16 protein-coding genes are annotated in these 20,493 nt (G+C 60.0%); 14 read left to right on the top strand and 2 right to left on the bottom strand.

Annotated features, from left to right (window positions below):
- The first annotated feature begins 15 nt into the window (after positions 1 to 15).
- The 14 genes from EKD05_RS10100 to wecB all read left to right on the top strand — a co-directional run bounded on the left by EKD05_RS10100 (position 16) and on the right by wecB (position 18,561).
- Positions 16 to 1,236, top strand: coding sequence for a glycosyltransferase family 4 protein (locus EKD05_RS10100; RefSeq protein ID WP_129672312.1), 1,221 nt, complete (start codon positions 16 to 18; stop codon positions 1,234 to 1,236).
- A complete protein-coding gene (locus tag EKD05_RS10095) occupies positions 1,217 to 2,161 on the top strand; it encodes a glycosyltransferase family 2 protein (RefSeq protein ID WP_129672311.1) in 945 nt (314 codons plus the stop codon). Before EKD05_RS10100 ends, EKD05_RS10095 begins: the two co-directional genes overlap by 20 nt.
- 3 nt (positions 2,162 to 2,164) lie before the next feature.
- A complete protein-coding gene (locus EKD05_RS10090; protein WP_129672310.1) occupies positions 2,165 to 3,619 on the top strand; it encodes an O-antigen ligase in 1,455 nt (484 codons plus the stop codon).
- Positions 3,616 to 5,283 carry a sialidase family protein gene (locus EKD05_RS10085; protein ID WP_129672309.1) on the top strand — a complete coding sequence of 556 codons (1,668 nt, stop codon included), beginning with the start codon at positions 3,616 to 3,618 and terminating at the stop codon, positions 5,281 to 5,283. The genes EKD05_RS10090 and EKD05_RS10085 overlap by 4 nt, the downstream gene beginning before the upstream one ends.
- 32 nt (positions 5,284 to 5,315) lie before the next feature.
- Positions 5,316 to 6,968, top strand: a complete 1,653-nt coding sequence (locus EKD05_RS10080; RefSeq protein ID WP_240695719.1) for a hypothetical protein — start codon at positions 5,316 to 5,318, stop codon at positions 6,966 to 6,968.
- Positions 6,965 to 7,780, top strand: coding sequence for a S9 family peptidase (locus EKD05_RS10075; protein ID WP_129672307.1), 816 nt, complete (start codon positions 6,965 to 6,967; stop codon positions 7,778 to 7,780). The genes EKD05_RS10080 and EKD05_RS10075 overlap by 4 nt, the downstream gene beginning before the upstream one ends.
- A 318-nt stretch (positions 7,781 to 8,098) precedes the next feature.
- A complete protein-coding gene (locus EKD05_RS10070; RefSeq protein WP_129672306.1) occupies positions 8,099 to 10,294 on the top strand; it encodes a PQQ-binding-like beta-propeller repeat protein in 2,196 nt (731 codons plus the stop codon).
- 291 nt (positions 10,295 to 10,585) lie between these two features.
- Positions 10,586 to 12,241: a LamG-like jellyroll fold domain-containing protein gene (locus EKD05_RS26320; RefSeq protein WP_205703911.1), complete on the top strand. Its 1,656-nt coding sequence runs from the start codon at positions 10,586 to 10,588 to the stop codon at positions 12,239 to 12,241.
- A 403-nt stretch (positions 12,242 to 12,644) separates the two neighbouring features.
- Entirely contained in the window at positions 12,645 to 12,965 is a 321-nt protein-coding gene (locus EKD05_RS10060; RefSeq protein ID WP_129672305.1) for a hypothetical protein, read from the top strand.
- Complete coding sequence (locus tag EKD05_RS10055; protein ID WP_165360672.1) at positions 12,958 to 13,662, top strand: SDR family NAD(P)-dependent oxidoreductase; 705 nt, start codon at positions 12,958 to 12,960, stop codon at positions 13,660 to 13,662. Before EKD05_RS10060 ends, EKD05_RS10055 begins: the two co-directional genes overlap by 8 nt.
- Positions 13,662 to 15,005, top strand: coding sequence for a fatty acid--CoA ligase family protein (locus tag EKD05_RS10050; protein WP_129672303.1), 1,344 nt, complete (start codon positions 13,662 to 13,664; stop codon positions 15,003 to 15,005). Before EKD05_RS10055 ends, EKD05_RS10050 begins: the two co-directional genes overlap by 1 nt.
- Before the next feature lie 2 nt (positions 15,006 to 15,007).
- On the top strand, positions 15,008 to 16,489 hold the full coding sequence (locus EKD05_RS10045; RefSeq protein WP_129672302.1) for a polysaccharide deacetylase family protein: 1,482 nt from the start codon (positions 15,008 to 15,010) through the stop codon (positions 16,487 to 16,489).
- 12 nt (positions 16,490 to 16,501) lie between these two features.
- On the top strand, positions 16,502 to 17,473 hold the full coding sequence (locus tag EKD05_RS10040; RefSeq protein WP_129672301.1) for a transferase: 972 nt from the start codon (positions 16,502 to 16,504) through the stop codon (positions 17,471 to 17,473).
- Positions 17,474 to 17,475: 2 nt separating this feature from the next.
- A complete protein-coding gene (gene wecB / locus EKD05_RS10035; RefSeq protein WP_129672300.1) occupies positions 17,476 to 18,561 on the top strand; it encodes a non-hydrolyzing UDP-N-acetylglucosamine 2-epimerase in 1,086 nt (361 codons plus the stop codon).
- Positions 18,562 to 18,831: 270 nt separating this feature from the next.
- Here wecB and EKD05_RS10030 read toward each other — a convergent pair whose 3' ends face one another.
- Positions 18,832 to 19,659, bottom strand: a complete 828-nt coding sequence (locus EKD05_RS10030) for a metal ABC transporter permease (protein WP_129672299.1) — start codon at positions 19,657 to 19,659, stop codon at positions 18,832 to 18,834.
- A complete protein-coding gene (locus tag EKD05_RS10025; protein WP_129672298.1) occupies positions 19,631 to 20,416 on the bottom strand; it encodes a metal ABC transporter ATP-binding protein in 786 nt (261 codons plus the stop codon). The genes EKD05_RS10030 and EKD05_RS10025 overlap by 29 nt, the downstream gene beginning before the upstream one ends.
- Positions 20,417 to 20,493: the final 77 nt, after the last annotated feature.

Here is a 20,493-nt window from a genome sequence, read left to right as displayed (position 1 = left end):
CGAACAGGCTGAATCATGCGTATACTGGCCCTCTCAACCTGGTGGCCCGAACCTGCCGATAATGGTTCGCGGATGCGCATTATGCACCTGCTGCGCCACCTTGCCCGTACGCACGAAGTGCATCTGCTCGCCTTTACCCAGGGTGATACGACCGAGGTGTGCGCCGACGAGCTTGGTCAGATCTGCGCGTCGTTGCAGGCGATGCCGCGGCCCGGACGCCCGCTGACCCTGGTTGATCGCGTGCAGAGTCTGATCGTCACCGAGCCAGCCTCGGTGCGCGCAACGTGGAGTCAGGCATTTGCCAGTGCGGTAGAGAACACGGCAGCCCGCATACGGCCTGACGTCGTGCTCGCCTTCGAGATTGATGTCGCACCCTATGCCCTGCAATTGCCCGGTGTGCCGGTGGTGCTCGAAGAACTCGAACTCGGCTATATGCTGGAACAGTTTCGCAGCTATCAGGATGTGCAGCGGCGGCTACGCTATTTGCTAACCGCGATGAAACACCGCCGCTATGTGGCGGGTTTGCTACGCGGGCTTGCGGCAGTCACCGTCGTCTCAGAGGGTGAAGCCAAGACCGTACGCGATCTTGCCGGCAAACATCCATTGGACATTGTAGTTATTCCCAATGGGGCCGATGTTGCAGGCTGCCGTGACTATGCCTACCACCCAGATCCCGATACCCTCATCTACCCGGGGGCGCTCTCGTACAGTGCCAACCTTGATGCGATGCGCTATTTTCTCGAGGCGATCTTGCCACGCATCCGCCAGGAACGCCCGCAGACGCTCCTGCGCATCACTGGGCGCACGACTCCCGAGCAGCGAGCGGCGCTGCCCAACCTCGACGGCGTGGTGCTGAACGGCTATGTCGAAGATATCCGTGCCCTGATTGCCCAGAGCAGTGTCGAGGTTGTGCCGTTACGCGAAGGAGGCGGGACACGGCTCAAGATCCTTGAAGCGCTCGCCGTAGGCACGCCGGTCGTAAGCACCAGCAAAGGCAGCGAAGGGCTGGCCCTGGTTCATGACGAGCACCTACTCATCGCGGATAGCCCAGACGCTTTTGCGCGAGCGACAGTGCGCCTGCTCGAAGATGCCGCCTTGCGGGCCAAACTCAGCCAGGCCGGGCAACAGGTTGTTGCCGCACACTATGATTGGCCGGTTCTTGCGCAACGCCTCGAAGATCTGTTACAGACAATTGCAACCAGGGGGAGGTACCGCTATGTCGTCACCACAGGCTGATGTCACGATTGTCATTGTTAACTGGAATACCCGCCAACTGCTACTCGACTGTCTTGCGGCGCTGCCAGAAGCAACCGAGGGCATCACAGCCGAAACCTGGGTGGTTGACAATGGCTCGGTTGACAGCAGTGTCGCCGCTGTGCGAGAGGCGTTCCCCGAGGTACAGATCATCGCCAACCGCGACAATCGCGGCTTTGCCACCGCCAACAACCAGGCGATCCGGGCGAGTGACGGGCGCCATGTTTTGTTGCTCAACAGCGACACCATTGCGCAACCCGCTTCGATCACGCGCCTTGTTCACTTCCTCGACACCCACCCGGAGGTTGGCATCGTTGGGTCGCGTCTGCTCAATGCCGACGGATCATTGCAGCGCTCGTGGGCGCTCTTTCCCAACCTGTTGACCGAACTGGTCGGCAAGAAAATCCGGTTGCGCTGGCGCTACCCGACGATTGATGGTACGATCGCTTATAGCACTGATTGGATTGATGGGGCGGTCTTGATGATCCGGCGTGGCATCCTCGGCCAGGTCGGGTTGATGGACGAGCGCTACTTTATGTATACAGAAGAGGTTGACTGGTGTTATCGCACCCGTCAGGCTGGCTGGAAGGTCTGCTACCTTCCCGCGTCTGAAGTGATCCATTTTGGCGGGCAGAGCAGCAAGCGCTCAGCCACCCGGATGAAAGCGGAACTCTACCTGAGCAAACTACGTTTTTTTGGCAAGCACTATGGCGACCTGGCCCGCACAACGCTCGGGGTTGGCTTGCAGACCATTTTTCTGGGCAAAGCGACGCTTGGGGGCATCATCCTCCTGGCGACCGCCGCAAAACACCCGACGGGGCACGCCTTCGCCCGCGATGGCGCGCTCCTCTTAATGGCAGTGCAGCGCCACACCTGGCGGCGGCCTGTCGCCGAAGAGATCGCGTAAACCATGCACATTGTACGTGGCGATACCATTGGCTACCTGAGCTACCGGCTGCATCAGCTTCCCCGAACGGTAAAGATCGGGGTGGTGCTGCTCGGGTTGCTTGGCCTCACCGTGCTCATAGGGCTGCTTGGCGGCTCGGGACGCATCCTCCCGATGCTGGCACTGGTGGCCCTGCCGTTTATGGCCGTAAGCTTTGGTGCCTCGGTGCGCTACTTTGACACCCTGGTCTTGGTCTTACCCCTGACTGCACTGCTGCTTCGTTTCATTGAATTGCCAACGGGAACCCAGAGCACCCTGCCGGCCAGCCTTGTGCTTACCCTCGGCATGGTTGCCGTCTGGGGGCTGACGATGCTCGTCCGGCATGAATGGCAAGTGCCAGCGTCGCCCTTTACCTGGCCCTTGCTGATCTTTATGCTAATCTGCATCATCTCGTTGCCCTGGGGCATGCTCTGGCGTGATCCGATCCTCAATATGCGGGTGATGGGGGGAAACTTCCTCGTGACCCAGGTCGGGGCGCTCGTGACGATGCTCAGCCTGATGTGCGTGCCCTTTCTGGTGGGGCGTTTTGTCGATCAGGTGTGGAAGATCAAGTTCTATGTGGGCTGTTTCATTGTCGTTGGCGTGCTGATGACAGCGACCCAGTTCTTGCATATCCGTCAAAATATCCTCAATGACCGGGGGAGTTGGGGGCTCTGGTTGACGGTGCCCCTCTTTACCCTGCTGCTTTTCACGCCAACCTTGCGCTGGCGCTGGCGTGTGTTGATCATTGGCCTGATCGGGTGGCACCTCTATCTGGTGGTTGTGCTGAATACCAGTTGGCTTTCCGGATGGTTGCCAACCGTGGTAGCGATGGCTATCGTGCTCTTTAAGCGTTCAAGGCTTATGTTCACCATTGCCCTCGCCATTGCGCTTACCTTTGCCGCTCTTGGGCCTGGCCAGGCTTACCTCGATCAAGTGGTAACCAATGAAGTTCACGAAGGGGGGATGGAACGCCTCGACATCTGGGGACGCAACTTTGGGGTGATCATGGATCACTGGTTTCTCGGCACTGGGCCGGCCGGGTATGCCCCCTACAATATGACCTACTTTCCGTGGGATGCCCGCTCGACCCACAATAATCATATGGATATCCTGGCGCAGTTTGGTTTTGTCGGGATGGGGGTCTGGCTCTGGTTTACGGTGACAAGTGTGCGCTACGGGTGGCGTGTGTTCAAGCAAGCTCCCGAAGGCTTCTTGCGCCTTACTGCTCTTACTGCAGTAACTGGGTGGATCGGAGCTCATGTCTCAATGCTGTTTGGTGATTGGATGTTGCCCTTTGCCTATAACCAGGGCATTACCGGCTTTAGCTATGTTGCCTATAACTGGATCTTTCTCGGCTTGCTGATCAGCATTGATCGCGTGACTCAAGAAGCCAAGCCGGTCGCTGCACCACAGCCTGAACCCCTCGCACGACGATGAAAGCACTTTTTTCGACTCTTTATGTCCTCATCCTGCTTGCAGTGATGGTGAGCCCTGTCGCAGCCCAGCGCAGTGCCTGGTCAACGCCGTTGGAGCTGTCGCCGCCACGTCCAGCTGAGGATGAGCCCAATGCACGGCGCTATGGTTCGTCGTGGTTCCCTGATATCGCGGTGAGCCCACCGGGAACCGTGCATGTCACCTGGTACAGCGGCATTGGCCTGACTGAACGTGAGGGTGGAAGCCTCGATCTGCTGATGTACCGCGAACGGCGCGATGGCGTCTGGTCGCCAATCAGCGAGATCCTTGCGCCGGCGACCGGCGGTTTGACCGTGCGTAACCGGCTGACGGTGGCGCGTGATGGGCGTCTGCACGTGATCTATCGCAGCAATACGAATATTATGCACGCCAGCGCCCCCCTGGCCGAGGCACGCAATGCGACAGCCTGGAGCGAGCCAGTGCGCATCAGTGGTTTTGGCGCAGCCTATTATGTTGAAATAGCCAGCGATAGCCGTGGTGTGCTGCACGCCTTCTGGTCAGAAGCGATCAGCGACGAACCCGGTCAACCACCCAATCTGGTCTGTCCTAATTGTGCCGACCTCTTCTACCGCAACTCGCACGATGGCGGGGTCTCCTGGAGCACGCCGGTCAATCTGTCGGGTACCCCCAATGACGGTGAGAATCGGCCCCATGTCCAAATTGACCGGTTTGATCGCATCCACGTGGTCTGGGATGAAGGCATCGACTGGTACGCGGGTGCAGGCCAGCCACGTGCCGGGGTCTATCGGCGGTCGGATGATGGTGGGAGCAACTGGAGCGATCCGACCTATTTCCGCTTACCAGCGAGTGGCGTCGCCCTGGCTGCGTATGAGCAGGCTGCCCGCCAACCCGCCGAGCGTTCGCTCACGCCCGAACCAGCGACCGGCCCCGAAGTACCGCTTGATGCCGTGCAACAGACCACACTCGGGCTCGATGGCAATGGCAATCCGGTGATCGTCTTTCGCGGCGTCGCCGTCAACCGCATCTATACCCAATCCTCGCCTGATGGCGGCAAGACGTGGACGCAAGCGGTCGAACTGCCCAATTTGCGTGCGCGGCCTTCCGATCTTGATATTTACCATATGGCAACCGACGGGGCCGGCAATGTCCATCTGTTGATGGTCGCCTTTCGCCCCTTTGATGATGTCGCGGATGTCTTTACCCCACCCGGCCTCTGGCATCTGACCTATAGCAACGGGCGCTGGGGGCAACCAACCGAAATCGTACGCAACGACCTCTATCCCGAATATCCCAAACTGGCCGTGCTCAATGGCAACGAATTGCACGCGGTCTGGTTTACGCGCAGTCGGGATGATCTCTTTGACAGTGAACGGGCACGCTACCGGGTCTGGTATAGCAGTCGGCCCCTGGGCGCACCGGCAACAACGCCCCTGCCCTTTTTTACCCCGGTGCCAACGGCGACACCTGTCGTCGAGGTAAGCGTGATCGAAGCAACCCCAACCCCGACGCCATTGCCGGCAGGCATCCAGCAAACACCACCCCTGGGTGAACGCCCACACTGGGAGACCACAGGCTACGAGGCGATTGGTCTGGCGCTGATACCAGTCGTGCTGATCTTTGGCTCGGTGATTGGGCTGCGGGTGTGGATGCTACGGCGCAGAAGATAACGGAGGCACAGATGGCGATCAATGAGCGCCCTTTGACGATATCAAGCACCAACTCGGCCAAGGTAGAGACCCGTCGTTATGGCGGAGAATGGCGACTGGTGGCGCTGATCACCCTCGTGATGGTGGTGCTCAGCCTGATCCCGACCATCTATGCAAATGTGACGGCACCAGACGATCGCTTTTTCACCGGGGTTATCTTCAATATTCCCGATCATAATCAGTACTTCGCCTGGATGCGTGATCTCCGCCACGAGCACCTCGCCCCGAATCGGTTGACTGCCGAGCCCAACGAGCCCGCGCTCTTCCATCTGCTCTGGTGGAGCGCAGGACGGATCGGGGGTTTTTTCGGGTTTGAATACTATACTATCTTCACCCTCTTGCGCGTTGTGGCGACGGTCTTGCTCATAACCGTTGCGTATGCCTTCTTGCGCATTGCGGTGCCTGACGTGAAGCAGCGCTGGCTCGCGTTCCTCTTCTTCTGTTTTTCCGGTGGGGTCGGGTTTGTCTGGATCATCGTCAAGTATGCCCGGGACCTCCCTGATGCGCCGTTTCCGTTTGATATTTATACGTCAGAGGCAAATAGCTTCTTTCAGATTATGGCGTTTCCCCACTTTGCGATCGCGCTTGCCCTGCTCATCGGTATGATCGGGTTGACGCTCTATGCGCAGCAGCGGCAACAGTTGCGCTATGCCGTGGCCGCCGGGCTCGTTGGTGCACTGATCGGGCTGCAACATGCCTATGATCTACTGACTATCTATAGCGTGCTCGGGCTCTGGGGGATCTTGATCTGGTGGCGTGAGCGCCGTTTTCCGGTCTTTCTCGGCAAGAGTGCGGCGATCATTGCGGCCTTCACCATTCCCCCGGCAGGCTACCTCGCCTACTTGGTGCTCAATGATGCGACCTGGGGCGGCAAACTTGCCCAGTTTGATAACGCGGGTGCCTGGACACCAAATCTGTTGCATCTGCCGATTCTGATGGGCGTGCCGCTGGTGCTCGCGCTGATCGCCTTTCGCCCACGGATGCTGCAGAGCCGCAACGATACCGAGCTTCTCGTCGCGATCTGGTTCCTCGTTCATTTTGTCTTGATCTATTTGCCGCTCAAATTTCAGATCCATCTGTTACTTGGCTGGCAGATGCCGATCGCGATCCTGGCGGCTACCGCGATCTATGCCTATGTCTGGCCCTGGTTGCAACAGCGCACGCCGCGGTTGGCTCCCTTCTTGCTTGTGCTTATCCTGGGCCTGAGTGTGGCGACCAATGTCTATCTCTGGACGTGGCGGCTCTATGATCTGACGCGCTACAGCGAGCCTTATTATCTCTCGCAGAGCGAAGTTGCCGGCTTGCGTTGGCTCGAAGCCGCCACCACGCGGGATGATGTCGTGCTCGGCACCTTGATGATCAACCAGCACGTGCCGGTGTGGACTGATGCGCGGGCGTTTCTGGCGCATTGGGCTGGCACGCTCGACTACTTTGAGAAACTGCGCATGGCCGAGGTCGTGCTCGATCCTGTGGCGCAACCTGCCGAGCGCGAGGCGATCCTGAACCAGTTTACGGTGAGCTACGTCATTGCGCGTGAGCAGGATGTGCCTCGTGAGGCGTTGCTTGCCGCCGCCCCCGAACTCGAACTGGTCTTTGCCGAGAACGAGGTGAGCGTCTACCGTGTGGTGCTGGAACGGCAACCATGAGGAGATGGCTCGGCCTACTTCTCCTGGTTGTTATGCTGGTCGGCTGCACAGCACCGGCGCCAAGCGAGCAGGCCTCTGTACCAACGCTTCAGCCCACGCCTCTGCCGACCGCGAATGCCCAAGCGCGACGCGAGATCAGCTTTCCGGCTGCCGACGGCACCCTGCTGGCGGGCGAACTTGCGCTGCCGGCGGGATCGCCGCCCTACCCCCTGGTGGTGATTATTCACCACTCAGGGCCAGTTGACCGCACGGCCTATGCCTATATGGAACCCCTGCTGCTTGCCAGGGGCTATGCCGTCTTCCGCTTTGACAAACGCGGCACTGGTGCAAGTGCGGGAACCTATGGCTGTTGCGAGAGCGACGATGCCCTGGCCGCGTATCAAGCAGTTACCAGTGAAGCCGAAATAAACCGGGACTATTTATTCATTGCCGCGCAGAGCCTTGGCACGTACAATGTAGCAGAGCAATTCGCCGCGTACCAGACGATCGCCCCCCCGCGTGGCGTTGCTCTGCTCTCCAATCTCCTTGATCAAGCCATGATCGTGGCCATCGAGGCCCCGATCCACGTTATCGTTGCCGATAGCGAACCCGAATTGAACCGGATCGGCCCCGAAGCCGTCGCCGCGCACCAGGCCGCCTTGCCGTACGGTGCCAGCCTCTATGTTGCGGAAGGTGCGGAACACACCTTGTTCGACCTCACGGCTGGTCCAATTGATTGGCAAGATCCGGGATGGGCCGAGCGGTACCATCGTGGTGCCATGGCGAGCCTGCTCGATTGGCTTGATCACCAACGCGTCCCCCTCCGAGCATAGTCTGTAACCGCATCATCCATAGAGCAGTCCTATCTGGGTTGTAAACAGGCGTGCCAACTTATGGTTTTTAACAATGAAATCCGGTTTAGCCCGCGCAGGCGGGCTTTGCTTCCCTAGCCGAGGGCTTATGGCCTTCCAGAAATGAATCCGGTTTAGCCCGCGCAGGCGGGCTTTGCTTCCCTAGCCGAGGGCTTCAGCCCCACGGCATCGGGTTCATAGCGGATCATTTCCTGTAAAACCATAAGCCGGCACTCCTCAGACACCAATCGTCTAGGACTGCTATAGCATGCCAAGCTGGCATGGAAAGGAGCAGCACCGATGAGTCGTAAGGGACACCTGATCTCATGGCCCTTGATTATCCTGTCCATGATCTTGCTCGCGTTCATCCTCACAGGCTTCTTCCGCAATACCACCCAGGCCAATCACACCACCGATCAAGCATCGGCACCTGCTCAGGCTATCGCGGTTCAGCCCGGTGAGCAGGAGGCATCCGTTCCGGCTGAGTCCGACGCACAGGAGGCATCCATCACTGGTGCATCTCTGGCCAACAGCGCTGGGTGGCATCAACTCGGCGGCAACGCGCAACGCACCCACTATGTTGACGCCACCCTGCCTACCGATACCAGCGGCAGCCAACTTAACACAACCTGGCGCGTGCTCTGGGTCTGGAACGGGGCCAATGGGGATAGCGGCCCAGCCGCAGGGCATCTGCACCTCCCTGATAGCGCCGCGCCCATCCTCGGTGACGGACGGCTCTATATTGGGCACAACGACGGGGCGGTGCGGGCAATCAATACGGCCAATGGCAGTGTCGCGTGGACACGCAACCTGGGAGGGAGCATCTTCAACACGGGGGCGTATGACGCGCTGACCGGGGCGGTCTTCTTTGGCTCAACCAATGGCAACCTCTACAAACTACGCGCCTCTGATGGCGTCATCCTGGGGGAATTTAACACCGGGGCCGCAATCGAAGGAGCGGTATTGCTGGTCAACGACAGCGTCTATGTTGGCACGATGGGCGGCAACCTCTACCGGATCAACACGACAACAATGCAACAGACGTGGGTCTACAACGCGGGAGCGGGCATTGCCGCCTCACCAGCCTACAGTGCCAACAGCAATGGCCTAATCATTGTGCCTGCCGAAGACCAGGCCGTCCATGCCGTCCGCGTCGCTACCGGCGCACGGGCGTGGCGCACACCCGTCAATGCCTTTGCCCGCCCGCCGCGCAACCTGACCTCAACGCATCCACGGGACACACGCTACTTCCCCGACACCTACCCGGTGGTTGCCGAAGCAGCGAACGTGGTCATCATCCGCTCGTACTACAACTGGGATAACACCTGGGCCTTGAGTGCCGGCGCACCAGTCAATCAGAACGAAACGCGCCAGTACCTTCAGAACAACCCAAGCCATCAATCGTTGTTTGTGCTCAACCTAAGTGATGGCACCAATCGCTTTGATCTGCCGGCTCCAGTCTTTGGGGGCGCCATTGGCAACGGCAGCTACTACTACTCATCGCCTCCACAGGCCGTCGTGAAACGCCTTGGTGACGGCACCGACGTGGCGTATCTGATCTGGCGCAACCGCAGCGCGTGTCGCGTTAGCTCATGTGATGGACGCGAAGACAGCACGCTTGGCGAGATGAACCTTGCGACCGGGGCCATTCGCTTTGTGGATGACCACAAAAATCAGGGCACGATCAGGATGCCGACCGATGAGCAGGGGACATTATCAATGGTCGGCGATGTGCTCTTTCACTCGCACTGGATGTCGATGGGAGCGATCCGCATTACCAACCGCACCACAGGCGGCGGCAGTTTCAGCGATCCCATCCCGAGCGTCGAATATCTCTCGGTGAGCAATACGATCGGAGCGGGGCAATGTGCCTCACGTGACTCGGCGCGGCGCTTTTGCCCCGAGGGCCACACCCCCGGTGGGGGCGAAGGGTATCAACTAGACCGGGGCTTCTACCTCTATTACAGCAGCCAGAACGTCTACGACCAATATTGGACCCCCTCGGCGCGAGGCCCCGCCTTTGACAACGGCGTGCTCTATTGGAAGAGCGTGGACGGTGCCATTATCGCGCTGGCACCCGTCGGAACCGAGCCGGTGACACCCACCCCCACCGGCTCACCCACGCCCACCAACACCAGCGCGCCACCCACACCCACACCCACACCCACGCCCACCAACACGACTGCTCCACCCACGCCCACCAGCACCAACTCGCCAACCCCAACGACCACCAATACCAGCGCCCCCACCAGTACCGGCACTGTCTCACCCACACCGACTGCTAGCAATACCAGCGTCCCGCCAACCGCCACCAACACCAGCGTCCCACCCACACCAACCGCCACCAACACCAGCGCCCCCACCAGTACCGGCACGATCACGCCCACCAGCACCAGTTCACCAACGCCCACCGCAACCCGAACGACGCAGCCCACGGTGACGCCAACCCCAACCAGCCAACGCAACATCGTATGGATTCCCTTTGCGGTGCGGTAAGTAGTCTGGGAACGAAGTTTTTTTCTACCAACGGGGTCTTCGACAGGCTCAGCCTCCGTCCATGCGCAACGCCCATCGTCCGCCGTTGGCTGAGCTTGTCGAAGCCAAGCCCTAGAGCAGAAAACGCAGGTTACGCACCAATAAGCATGTTTGGCCGCACATCAGCGTGAGCCTAAACGACATGACATCCAGACCGCTAGGGCATTTAGCCCGATGTTACACAGGTCTGCTAAGGTCAAACCTACAACTATTCCTGCGCAAACCTGGTAGCGAGACTATGCAGGAGAGTACATGACAACTCCGATGTGGTGCGCAACCCGTCTGCACCGACTGATCGTGACTGGTGCCTTGCTCTTGATAGGCCTGACCATGACGAGCTATTGGCGACTCACTTCGGCGTCAACCTATGCACAAAGCACCTATGCGTTACGCCTCTACGGCAGCAGTGCCAATGATCTTGATCGCGTCAAGATTCCCCTTGGTCTGCTCGACAACGAGGGACGGATAACAACCTCCTATCCGGTAAATATCGACAACGATTTCACCATTGAGTTTTGGATCAAAGCAGAGGCGAACAATAACACCGCTGCAGACTGTACTGGTCGGGGCTGGTACTATGGCAACATCATCATTGACCGGGATGTTTTTGGCAATGATGCAGCCGATTACGGCCTTGCGCTCTGTGCGGGGCGGCTTGTTTTTGGCGTGAATGCAGGCAACAATGATCGCTTGCTGGTAGGCAACACCATCGTCACCAACAATGAATGGCGGCATCTCGCCGTGACGCGCAACGCAGCCAGCGGGAGCATGGCGATCTTTGTTGATGGGCAACTTGATGCGACGCTGCAAGGCCCGGCGGGATCGCTTGCCTACCCACTGAACCGTGCAACAGACTGGCCCAACAGTGATCCCTATCTCGTCTTTGGGGCCGAAAAACACGACTACCCTGGAAGCCTCTATTACAACGGGTTGCTGGACGACATACGCATCTCGAACAGCGTGCGCTATGCCACAGACTTCGTCCGTCCAGTGGAACCACACCCAGCCGATGCCGAGACTGTTGCCCTCTACCGTTTCGATGAAGGCGACGGCACGACGATCAACGATACCGCGACAGGTAATGCCAGCCCTGGCATCTTGCGCCCCCAGAGTGGGGGCGTAGCCCAGCATTGGTCAAGCGACACGCCGTTCGTGATGATACCTGAACCATCCCAGACACCTCTACCTACCCCCACTGAGACCGTCGTACCGACGAATACCGCGCTCCCGACCAACACCAATACCGCCCTCCCCACCAATACCAACACTGCCGTGCCGAGCAACACCGCGCTCCCCACCGGCACCAATACGGCCCTGCCCACCAGCACCAACACCGCGCTCCCCACCGGCACCAATACGGCCCTGCCCACCAGCACCAGCACCGCCGTACCAACGGCGACGAGTACCGCCGCCCCGACCAGCACCGGCACCACCACGGCCGTCCCAACCAGCACCAGCACCGCTGTCCCAACAGCGACGAATACCGCCCTGCCGACTAACACCAGCACCGCCGTCCCAACAGCGACGAATACCGCCCTGCCAACGAGCACCGGCACTGCTACAGCGACGAGCACCACCACTGCCCTGCCGACGAACACGCCCACCGCCCTGCCGACGGCGACGAGCACCGGCACCACCACGGCCGTGCCAACGGCGACGAGCACCGCCACCCCAACGAGCACCACCACCACCACCGCCCCAACGAGCACCACCACCGCCCTGCCAACGACGACGAGCACCGCCTTGCCCACCGGCACCCCAACTGTTACCAGTACACCTGTACCCTGTCCAATACCGCAAGCAGTAGCTTCTTCTGAGCCGTGTGTTACACTGACCCCAACAGCGCACCCAGACGTGGCAAGGCCATATAAATTATTTTTACCGGTGATCGTCTATGATGCACCTTGAAGAGGCATGCCCTCACATGAAGCGGGGCTCGCCAGCACGGGCCGCTAGCCCGCATACGGGCCAGCGGCCCGCGCTCCCAGCCAGCGTATGCATAAACCAGAAGTATTTTGCAGGTGGAGAGTTTTTGTCGGATCCCGTCCTGGTGGCCTTTTTCCCTCACCCCCCGGCCCCCCTCTCCCACAAGGGGCGAGGGGGGGGATCGTCCACGCCTGATGCTGATGCGACCGAACGCCCCTCCCCCCTCGTGGGGTGGGGGGTATCGCCCGCCAAAAACGCGCCCCCTGCAACGGGGGTTGCAGGGGCAAAGTACCCGCCCGCGACAACGGTGCCGCGTCGGGAGGCAGCAGGGGCGGGTGCTTCGCCCCTACGAGTGGTTGTTGTTTGAATTCATATGGAGCATCTTATGTCATCTGGCCCTGATTTTGATACGCTGCAAACCCTGGTGATCGCAACGCTCTTTGAGGTCGTCGAGCAGAGCAATAAGCCTGTGCCAGACGCGGTGGAGGGTTCGACCAGTCTCGTTGGCAAGCAGGCGGTGCTCGATTCGCTGGCCCTGGTTACGCTGATTGTTGAACTTGAACAACGTCTTGAGGATGAGTATGACCTGATGCTGACCCTTGCCGATGATCGGGCCATGTCCCAAAAACATAGCCCCTTCCGTACCGTCGCAAGCCTCACGCACTATATCGCCGAGTTGATCAGTGAGGAGATGGGCCGTGACTGAGCGTCAGGTGGTGCTGATTACCGGGACACGCAAGGGTATCGGGCGCAGTCTCGCCGAGCATTTTGTGCGTCAGGGGATGCTGGTCGAAGGATGCTCCCGCGAGGCACCTGATTGGCACCTCGAAAATTACACCCATCATCAGGTTGATGTAACTGATGAGATGCAGGTGCGTGCGATGCTCTCGTCCATCCAGAAGCGCCATCGCCGCCTCGATATTGCGATCAATAATGCGGGCATTGCGTCAATGAACCACGCGCTGCTGGTACCCAGCGCTACCCTGACCCGCGTACTGGCAACGAATGTGGTCGGCAGTTTCCTCGTCTGCCGTGAGGCGGCCCGCTTGATGCAGCGGCGCAAGTATGGGCGGATCGTCAATTTCAGCACGATTGCCGTGCCGCTCCGCCTCGAGGGCGAGGCGATCTATGCAGCTTCCAAGAGTGCCGTCGAGATGCTGACGCGCATTCTGGCGAAAGAACTCGGGTCGTTTGGCATTACCGTTAATGCCCTGGGCCCTACGCCCATCGAGACCGATCTGATCCGCGGGGTGCCCGCCGAGAAGATCCAGCAGATTGTTGATGATCTGGCGATCCGTCGCCTGGGCACGTTTGCCGATGTGACGAATGTGATTGATTTTTTTGTACACCCCGCAAGTGATTATATTACCGGCCAGGTCATCTACCTGGGAGGAGGTGGCTGATGAGCATTGCATGGCTCCTTGAGCGGATGCAGCAGTGGCCTGAACGCAAGGCGATTGTCTGGCATGATCAGGCCTATACCTATGGCACGCTCGTTGAACGGGTGCAAGCCTGGGTTGATGAACTCGACCGCCACGATGTTGGCCCCGGTCTCGTGGTGACGCTCGAAGGCGATTATTCGCCGAATGCGGTGAGTCTGTTGCTGGCGTTGATTGCCCGCAATACGATTGTCGTGCCGCTGACTCGCTCGGTCGAGGCCCATCGTGATGAGTTCCTCGCGATCGCCGAGGTGCAGGTGGTGATCAGTTTTGACGATGAGGATGGGTGGCACCTCGAGCGCCGCGCGCTTCAGGTGTCCAATCCGCTCACGCGCAACTTGATCGATAGCGGTCATCCCGGCCTTGTGCTCTTCTCGTCTGGTTCGACCGGCAAGAGCAAGGCCGCACTCCATAATTTTACGCCGCTGCTCGCGAAGTTCCAACTGCCCCGCCATAGCCGAACGACGCTGACTTTTCTGTTGCTCGACCATATCGGTGGCATCAATACGCTCTTTTATACCCTTGCCAATGGCGGTACGGTGGTCGCTGTGCCATCACGCGATCCCGAGGTGGTCTGTCGTACGATTGCCGCTCATCAGGTTCAGACGCTGCCAACGTCGCCGACGTTTCTCAATCTGTTGCTCATCTCGGAAGCCTACGAGCGCCACGATCTCAGTTCGCTTGACTTGATTACCTATGGCACCGAGGTGATGCCGGCCAGTACGCTCGAACGCCTCCACGCGATCTTCCCCAAGGTGCAACTCCTGCAAACCTATGGCCTGTCGGAGCTTGGCATTTTGCGTTCGAAGTCCCGCGATTCAGGGTCGCTCTGGGTGAAGGTCGGCGGTGAGGGTTTCGAGACCAAAATTGTTGACAATGTGCTCTGGATCCGTGCGCAATCGGCGATGCTCGGCTATCTCAATGCGCCAAGCCCCTTTGATGCCGAGGGTTGGATGAATACGCAGGATGTCGTTGAGGTTGATGGCGACTACCTGCGCATCCTTGGACGCCATACCGAGATCATTAATGTCGGTGGGCAAAAGGTCTATCCCGCCGAGGTCGAGAGTGTGCTGCTCCAGATGCCCAATGTCCGTGATGTGGCCGTGGTCGGCGAGGCCAATCCGATCACCGGCCAGATTGTCACGGCTCGCTTCAATCTCTTTGAACCCGAAGAACTCGGGGCTTTCAAGCGACGTGTCCGGGCCTTCTGCAAGGATCGCCTCGCCAGTTTCAAGGTACCAGTCAAGATTACGCTCACCGAAGATGAACAGCATAGCGCTCGTTTCAAAAAGATGCGCAAGGGATAACTATGCCAACGCACGTACGAATTGCCCTCGATCCTGCCCTCGCCCCCTGGCGCCCCGAGATAACCTGGGTCTGGCGGACGCTGCTCACCGGGATGGGCTATGCCTGGGTCGAAGTGCCCTGGGGGAGTAGTGATATCGATCTGGCCTATGCCACCGATCCTGCTCAGGCCCCTACAGCCCGCCTGGTGATCGTCGCCCGGCCCGAGCGCTGGACAACCCCGGCGGCGCAATTGCTCGCCGGGATTGTCCGTTCGCCAACCTGGGAACATCTGCGTTTCCAGGGTGAATTAGCCGAGGCGCTTCAGGTGACGCGTCACCATGGCACCGCGCTGATCGAGCGCGATGTCATCTTTGATGCCTTCTGGTTGCTCACGGGGCAAGAAGAACGCCAGCTTCCCCGTGGCAAGCATGGCTATAGCGATCTGAGTGGGTCGCCCGGCGTTGAACAGGGTCTCTTGCGCAAGGCGCTTGCGTCGGGCGTCGGGACGAGTCTCGAACGCGAGCTTGTGACATGTGGGCTGGCCCCAGGGATGCGCCGCTGGCCTGTGGGCAAGACGATGGCCGCCGCCTGCGGCCACGATGTTGATTACCCCGAGGTCGTGCGCTGGCTTGAGCCGCTCCGCGTGCTGGCTCGCCAGGGCCGTCGCGGCCTGAAGCCTGCCCTCGACGTGGCCCTCGGACGACGCACCCACTGGCATTTTGCGTCGTGGATGGCGCTCGAACAACGCTTCCAGAGCCGCTCGGCCTTCTATTTTGTCGCCCGCCAGGGGTCGCTGGTCGAGTACGCCCGTGGCCTCCCTGATACCTTCTATGACGTGAATGCGCCGCGCTTTCGGTTGCTCTTGCGCGAACTCGCCGCCGAAGGATGGGAGATCGGGCTGCACGCGAGCTACCTTGCCTATACCAGTGCCGAGAAGTTTGGCGCGGAACGGGCCGCCCTTGCCGTCGCCAGCAATACACCCGTCGTCGGCAATCGCCACCACTACTGGCATCTCGATCCCGCAGACCCCGAGGCAACCCTGCTGATGCACGAGCAGGTCGGCTTGACCTACGATGCCTCACTCACCCACGACCGCTACCTCGGCTGGCGGCGCGGTACGACCTGGCCCTTCTATCCGTGGCATAGCGGGCTCCGTCGCCCCGTGCGCACGCTCCAGGTGCCGACGGGCTGGATGGACGATCATCTCTTTGGGCAGCACGTCAATAATCCCGGTGGTCGCCAGGCGCTGCTCGGCGGGCTCGCTGACCGCGTGGCCGACCAGCAGGGCTGTTTGCTCGTTGATGTACATGAGTATGTCTATGACGACGCACTCTTTCCTGACTGGGCCGCTACCTATGCCAGGCTCTGGGAAACGCTCTTTAGTCGTGGCGATGTCTGGTTTGCCACACCCGCCGAACTGGCCGCACACTGGGTGGCACGGGCGAAAACGCTTGAGCAGGCAAGCAGCGGCTTGAGTGCGTCATGGCCTGTGGTGACGATCTAAGAGGAAGCCGCTATGTCTTTCAAAACCCTCATCTTTGCCATGCTCTTCTTCTGCCCGCCGGTCATCAAACCGTGGATCCTGCGCGTCTTTTGCGGCGCGCAGCTTGGTCGGCACGTCAAGATCGGCTGGTTCGCCAGCGTGATGGGGCGCCATATCGCCCTGGGCGACTATAGCGAGGTGCGGGCCCTCACGCTGATCAAGTGTGACGGCGATCTTGTGCTTGGCCCGTATGCCATCGTGAGCAGTTTCAACCTTGTCTATGGGGCCGCAGGCTTCTTTGTCGGTGAGCATAGCTATATCGGGCCACAATGCCTGATCAATACCGACGAAGATGTGCGGCTCGGACGCTGGAGCGCCCTCGGTGCCCGCTGTATGGTCTATACCCACGGCTCTTTTTTGCCCTATACCGAGGGCTACTGGGTGCGCTTTGGCGCGGTAACGCTCGGCGATTATGTCTGGTGCGCGGCGGGCGTCTTTCTCCAACCAGGCAGCGCGATCGGGAGCCACAGCTTTGTCAATTCGCGCTCGGTCGTGGGCGGTAGCCTGCCGCCCGGCACGATCGCCGAGGGCAATCCGGCCCGCCCCGTTGGCGAGATGGAGCGCATGCGCCGCACGATGAGTCCGCGACGCCTTGATGCCGCCGCCGCTCATATGCTGCGCCACTTTAGCGAACTAATGCTCACCGGGATCATGAGTTTGCCAGTCGAGACCGAACGCACTGGGGCCGTCCGCTTTCGCCACGGCAAAAAGAACTACCGCCTCGCCATCGCAACGAGCGTCGGCCCAACTCCGACCATCACTGCTGATGGCAACACGACCATCTGGCTCGTCACACGCCCGCACTGGCGACCCGCTGACTCACCTCACTGGCTTGATCTTACCAACAACTTCATGACGACTGATCGTGACCCGATCTACGTTGAACTGGCCCTCTTTCTCAAACGCTACTACGGCGTACAACTGGCCTACGCCGAGGAGGAATAAGTATGCCTACGGTTCTGACCATCCTTGGAACGCGCCCGGAGATTATCAAACTGTCACCACTCATTCCGCTGCTCGACGAGCACGTCAACCACATTCTTGTGCATTCGGGGCAGCACTACTCCTATGAAGTCGACACCATCTTTTTTGAAGAACTCGGCTTGCCAACCCCGGCCTATAGCCTGGGCGTCGGTTCAGCCAGTCATGGCGAGCAGACCGCCCGCATGCTCAGTCGCCTTGAGCCAATCCTCCTTGAGCGCCAGCCTGACCTGGTGCTGGTGCAGGGCGACACCAATACCACCCTGGCCGGGGCCATCTGCGCGTCCAAGCAGGGCATCCCCGTCGCCCATCTTGAAGCAGGCGGGCGTTCGTTCAACCGGGCGATGCCCGAAGAGCTAAACCGCATCATCGTTGATCACATCAGCGAACTCTTGCTCGCCGCCGACGAAATCGCGGCGACCAACCTGCGCAACGAAGGTCTCCCCGAAGAGCGCATCAGCGTCATTGGCTCTACCGCGATTGACGCCGTGTTGCGCAATCGCAGCCACGCCGAGCACGCAAAAATCCTTGAACAGCTCGAACTCGAACCCCACAACTACCTCGCCCTCACCCTGCACCGCGCCGAAAACACCGAACCGGACGTGCTCCCGGGGATCGTGCAGGCGCTCAACGAACTGGCCGAAGCCTACACCATCGCGTTTCCCGTGCATCCCCGCACCATCGTCGCCCTGCAACGCCAGGGTCTGACCCTGTCGCCCCGGATCCGCCAGAGCAAACCGCTCGGCTATCTCGATATGCTACGCCTCGTCGGATCAGCGAGCGCCGTCTTGACCGACTCGGGCGGGTTGCAAGAAGAAGCCGGCGTCCTGGGAACGCCCCTCCTCATTGTGCGCCAAGAGACCGAATGGCGCTATCTGGTCGACGCTGGGGCAGCCGTCTTGATCGGCAACACCTATCAGGCCATCATCGACGGAGCCGCAACCTGGCTCACTCCCCAGGGACTGAGCCAACTCCGCCACTCACCGGCCCCCGTACGTGCCGGTGCCGCCGAGCAGGCTCTCGCGGTCATCACTCACTACCTGAATCAGTGACACCTACCCCGCCTTGTGGGGGCGAAGCCCCTCTAATTTAGACCCTCACTCGGTCAAGGTTCCGTACCAGATGCAGATGAAAAAGTGGAGCGCTACCACCGCAGGAGGACCGGCGAACTCTTGAACGTGTAAAGCTGATCCGGTTCTTCTGAAACCTTGTCTTAGTGTGTAAACGACGTTTTCCGGGTTTTGTCACCCTAAGCGGAGCGCAGGTCCTCAGGCGTCTAGACGCCCGAGGCTCCGCTCAACATGACACGTTTCGCTGTCGTGCTACCCCCGCACCACGCGCGTGCGAAGCATATGCGCAACCCAGGCCAGGAAGAAGCTGCCCGTGCAGGCCAGTACGATGGCTGCGCCCGAGGCGACGTTGGCATAGTATGAAGCGTAGAGCCCGATCACCGATGAGCTGATCGCGATTGCAGCCGCAAGCAGCATCATCCGGGGGAGCCGGTTGGTGAGCATGGCCGCCGCCGCCGCCGGTGTGACCAGCAGGGCACTCGTCAAGACAACGCCGACAATCTGGATGCAACTGACGACCGTAAAGGCCAGCAAGATTAAGAGCAGGGTGCGGAGGCGATCCGCTCGCAAGCCAATGCCCTCGGCATAGGTCGGGTCGTAGCTCGTTAGTTCCAGTTCTTTGTGCAGCAAGGCCAGCGTGAGCAGTACCCCCACGGCAATTGCAGCGGTGATGTACAGATCGCCCAGGCGCACCCCGAGCACATTGCCAAATAAAATATGGCTCAGGTCACGAAAGCTGTTCATCCGGCTCATCATCAGAATGCCAAGGGCAAACATGGCCGTGAAGAGCACGCCGATGGCCGTGTCTTCGCGGACGACCCCGCGCCGCGAGACCCATCCAATGCCGAGGGCCGTCAGAAGCCCGGCGGCAATCGCGCCGCCAAAGAGGTTCCAGCCATTCAGAAACGCAACGACGAGTCCAGGCAGCACAGTATGCGCCAGCGCATCGCCAATGAACGCCATCCGGCGCAAAACAACATACGAGCCCAGCGCGGCACAGGTGATGCTCACCAGAATAGCCGCTACCAGGCCGATCCGCATAAAGGTAAAACTAAATGGTTCGAGTAACCAGTTGATCATAACGCGGTGCTCTGGCCGGGGCCAGGCGACGACCAGCCTCCTCAATCACCCGATCAGTCTGCAAAGATCCGTTCTCAAGACTGATGACACGGTCAAATTCGTCATCAAGCCGATCCAGATGATGCGTGGCAACCAGCGCTGTCCGATTCTCGCTGCGCAGATCGGCAAGCACCCCGGCGATAATCGCCCGACTGGGCGCATCAACGGCGCTCAGCGGTTCATCGAGCAACAAGAGATCCGCCTCTTGCACGAGCGCCCGCGCCAGCAGCGCACGCTGCTGCTGCCCGCCCGAAAGTTGGCTAATCTGCCGTTCGGCCAGTTCGCTCAACCCGAGCCGTTCCAGTACCTCCATCACCATCGCCTGATCCTTCGGCCCAGGACGACGCAGCCAGCCGAGATGCACATAGCGCCCGGCGAGCACCATCTGCTTGACGCTCACCGGAAAACGCCAGTCAACATCGCCCCGCTGCGGCAGATAAGTCACCCGGTGATGACACGCCCCCACCGGATGCCCATAGATGCGGATCGTGCCAGCCTGCGGGTGCAACAAGCCCGCCACCGTTTTGAGCAGGGTGCTCTTGCCCGAGCCATTGGCCCCCACCAGGGCCACCCGCAACCCGCTGGCAAGCTTGAGTGAGACATGATCGAGCGCTGGCTCAGGCGAGCCAGGGTAGTTTACGACCAGTTGCTCGAGCTCGAGCGCCAGAGCATTCGCAATGGGATGGACATGATGCCGCCCACTATATGTGAAAGCCATATGTTGTCCTCTTCAACCCAATACCTTGCAAAGAAGGCGGCTGTTTGTAGAAGACCTCACAGGTCTGCTCGTCGGCG

The organism is Candidatus Chloroploca sp. Khr17 (assembly GCF_004138165.1).
In the GTDB taxonomy this organism is placed as follows: domain Bacteria; phylum Chloroflexota; class Chloroflexia; order Chloroflexales; family Chloroflexaceae; genus Chloroploca.
Note: the sequence above shows the minus strand (reverse complement) of the source record. Positions and strands in the feature narration are given on the sequence as shown.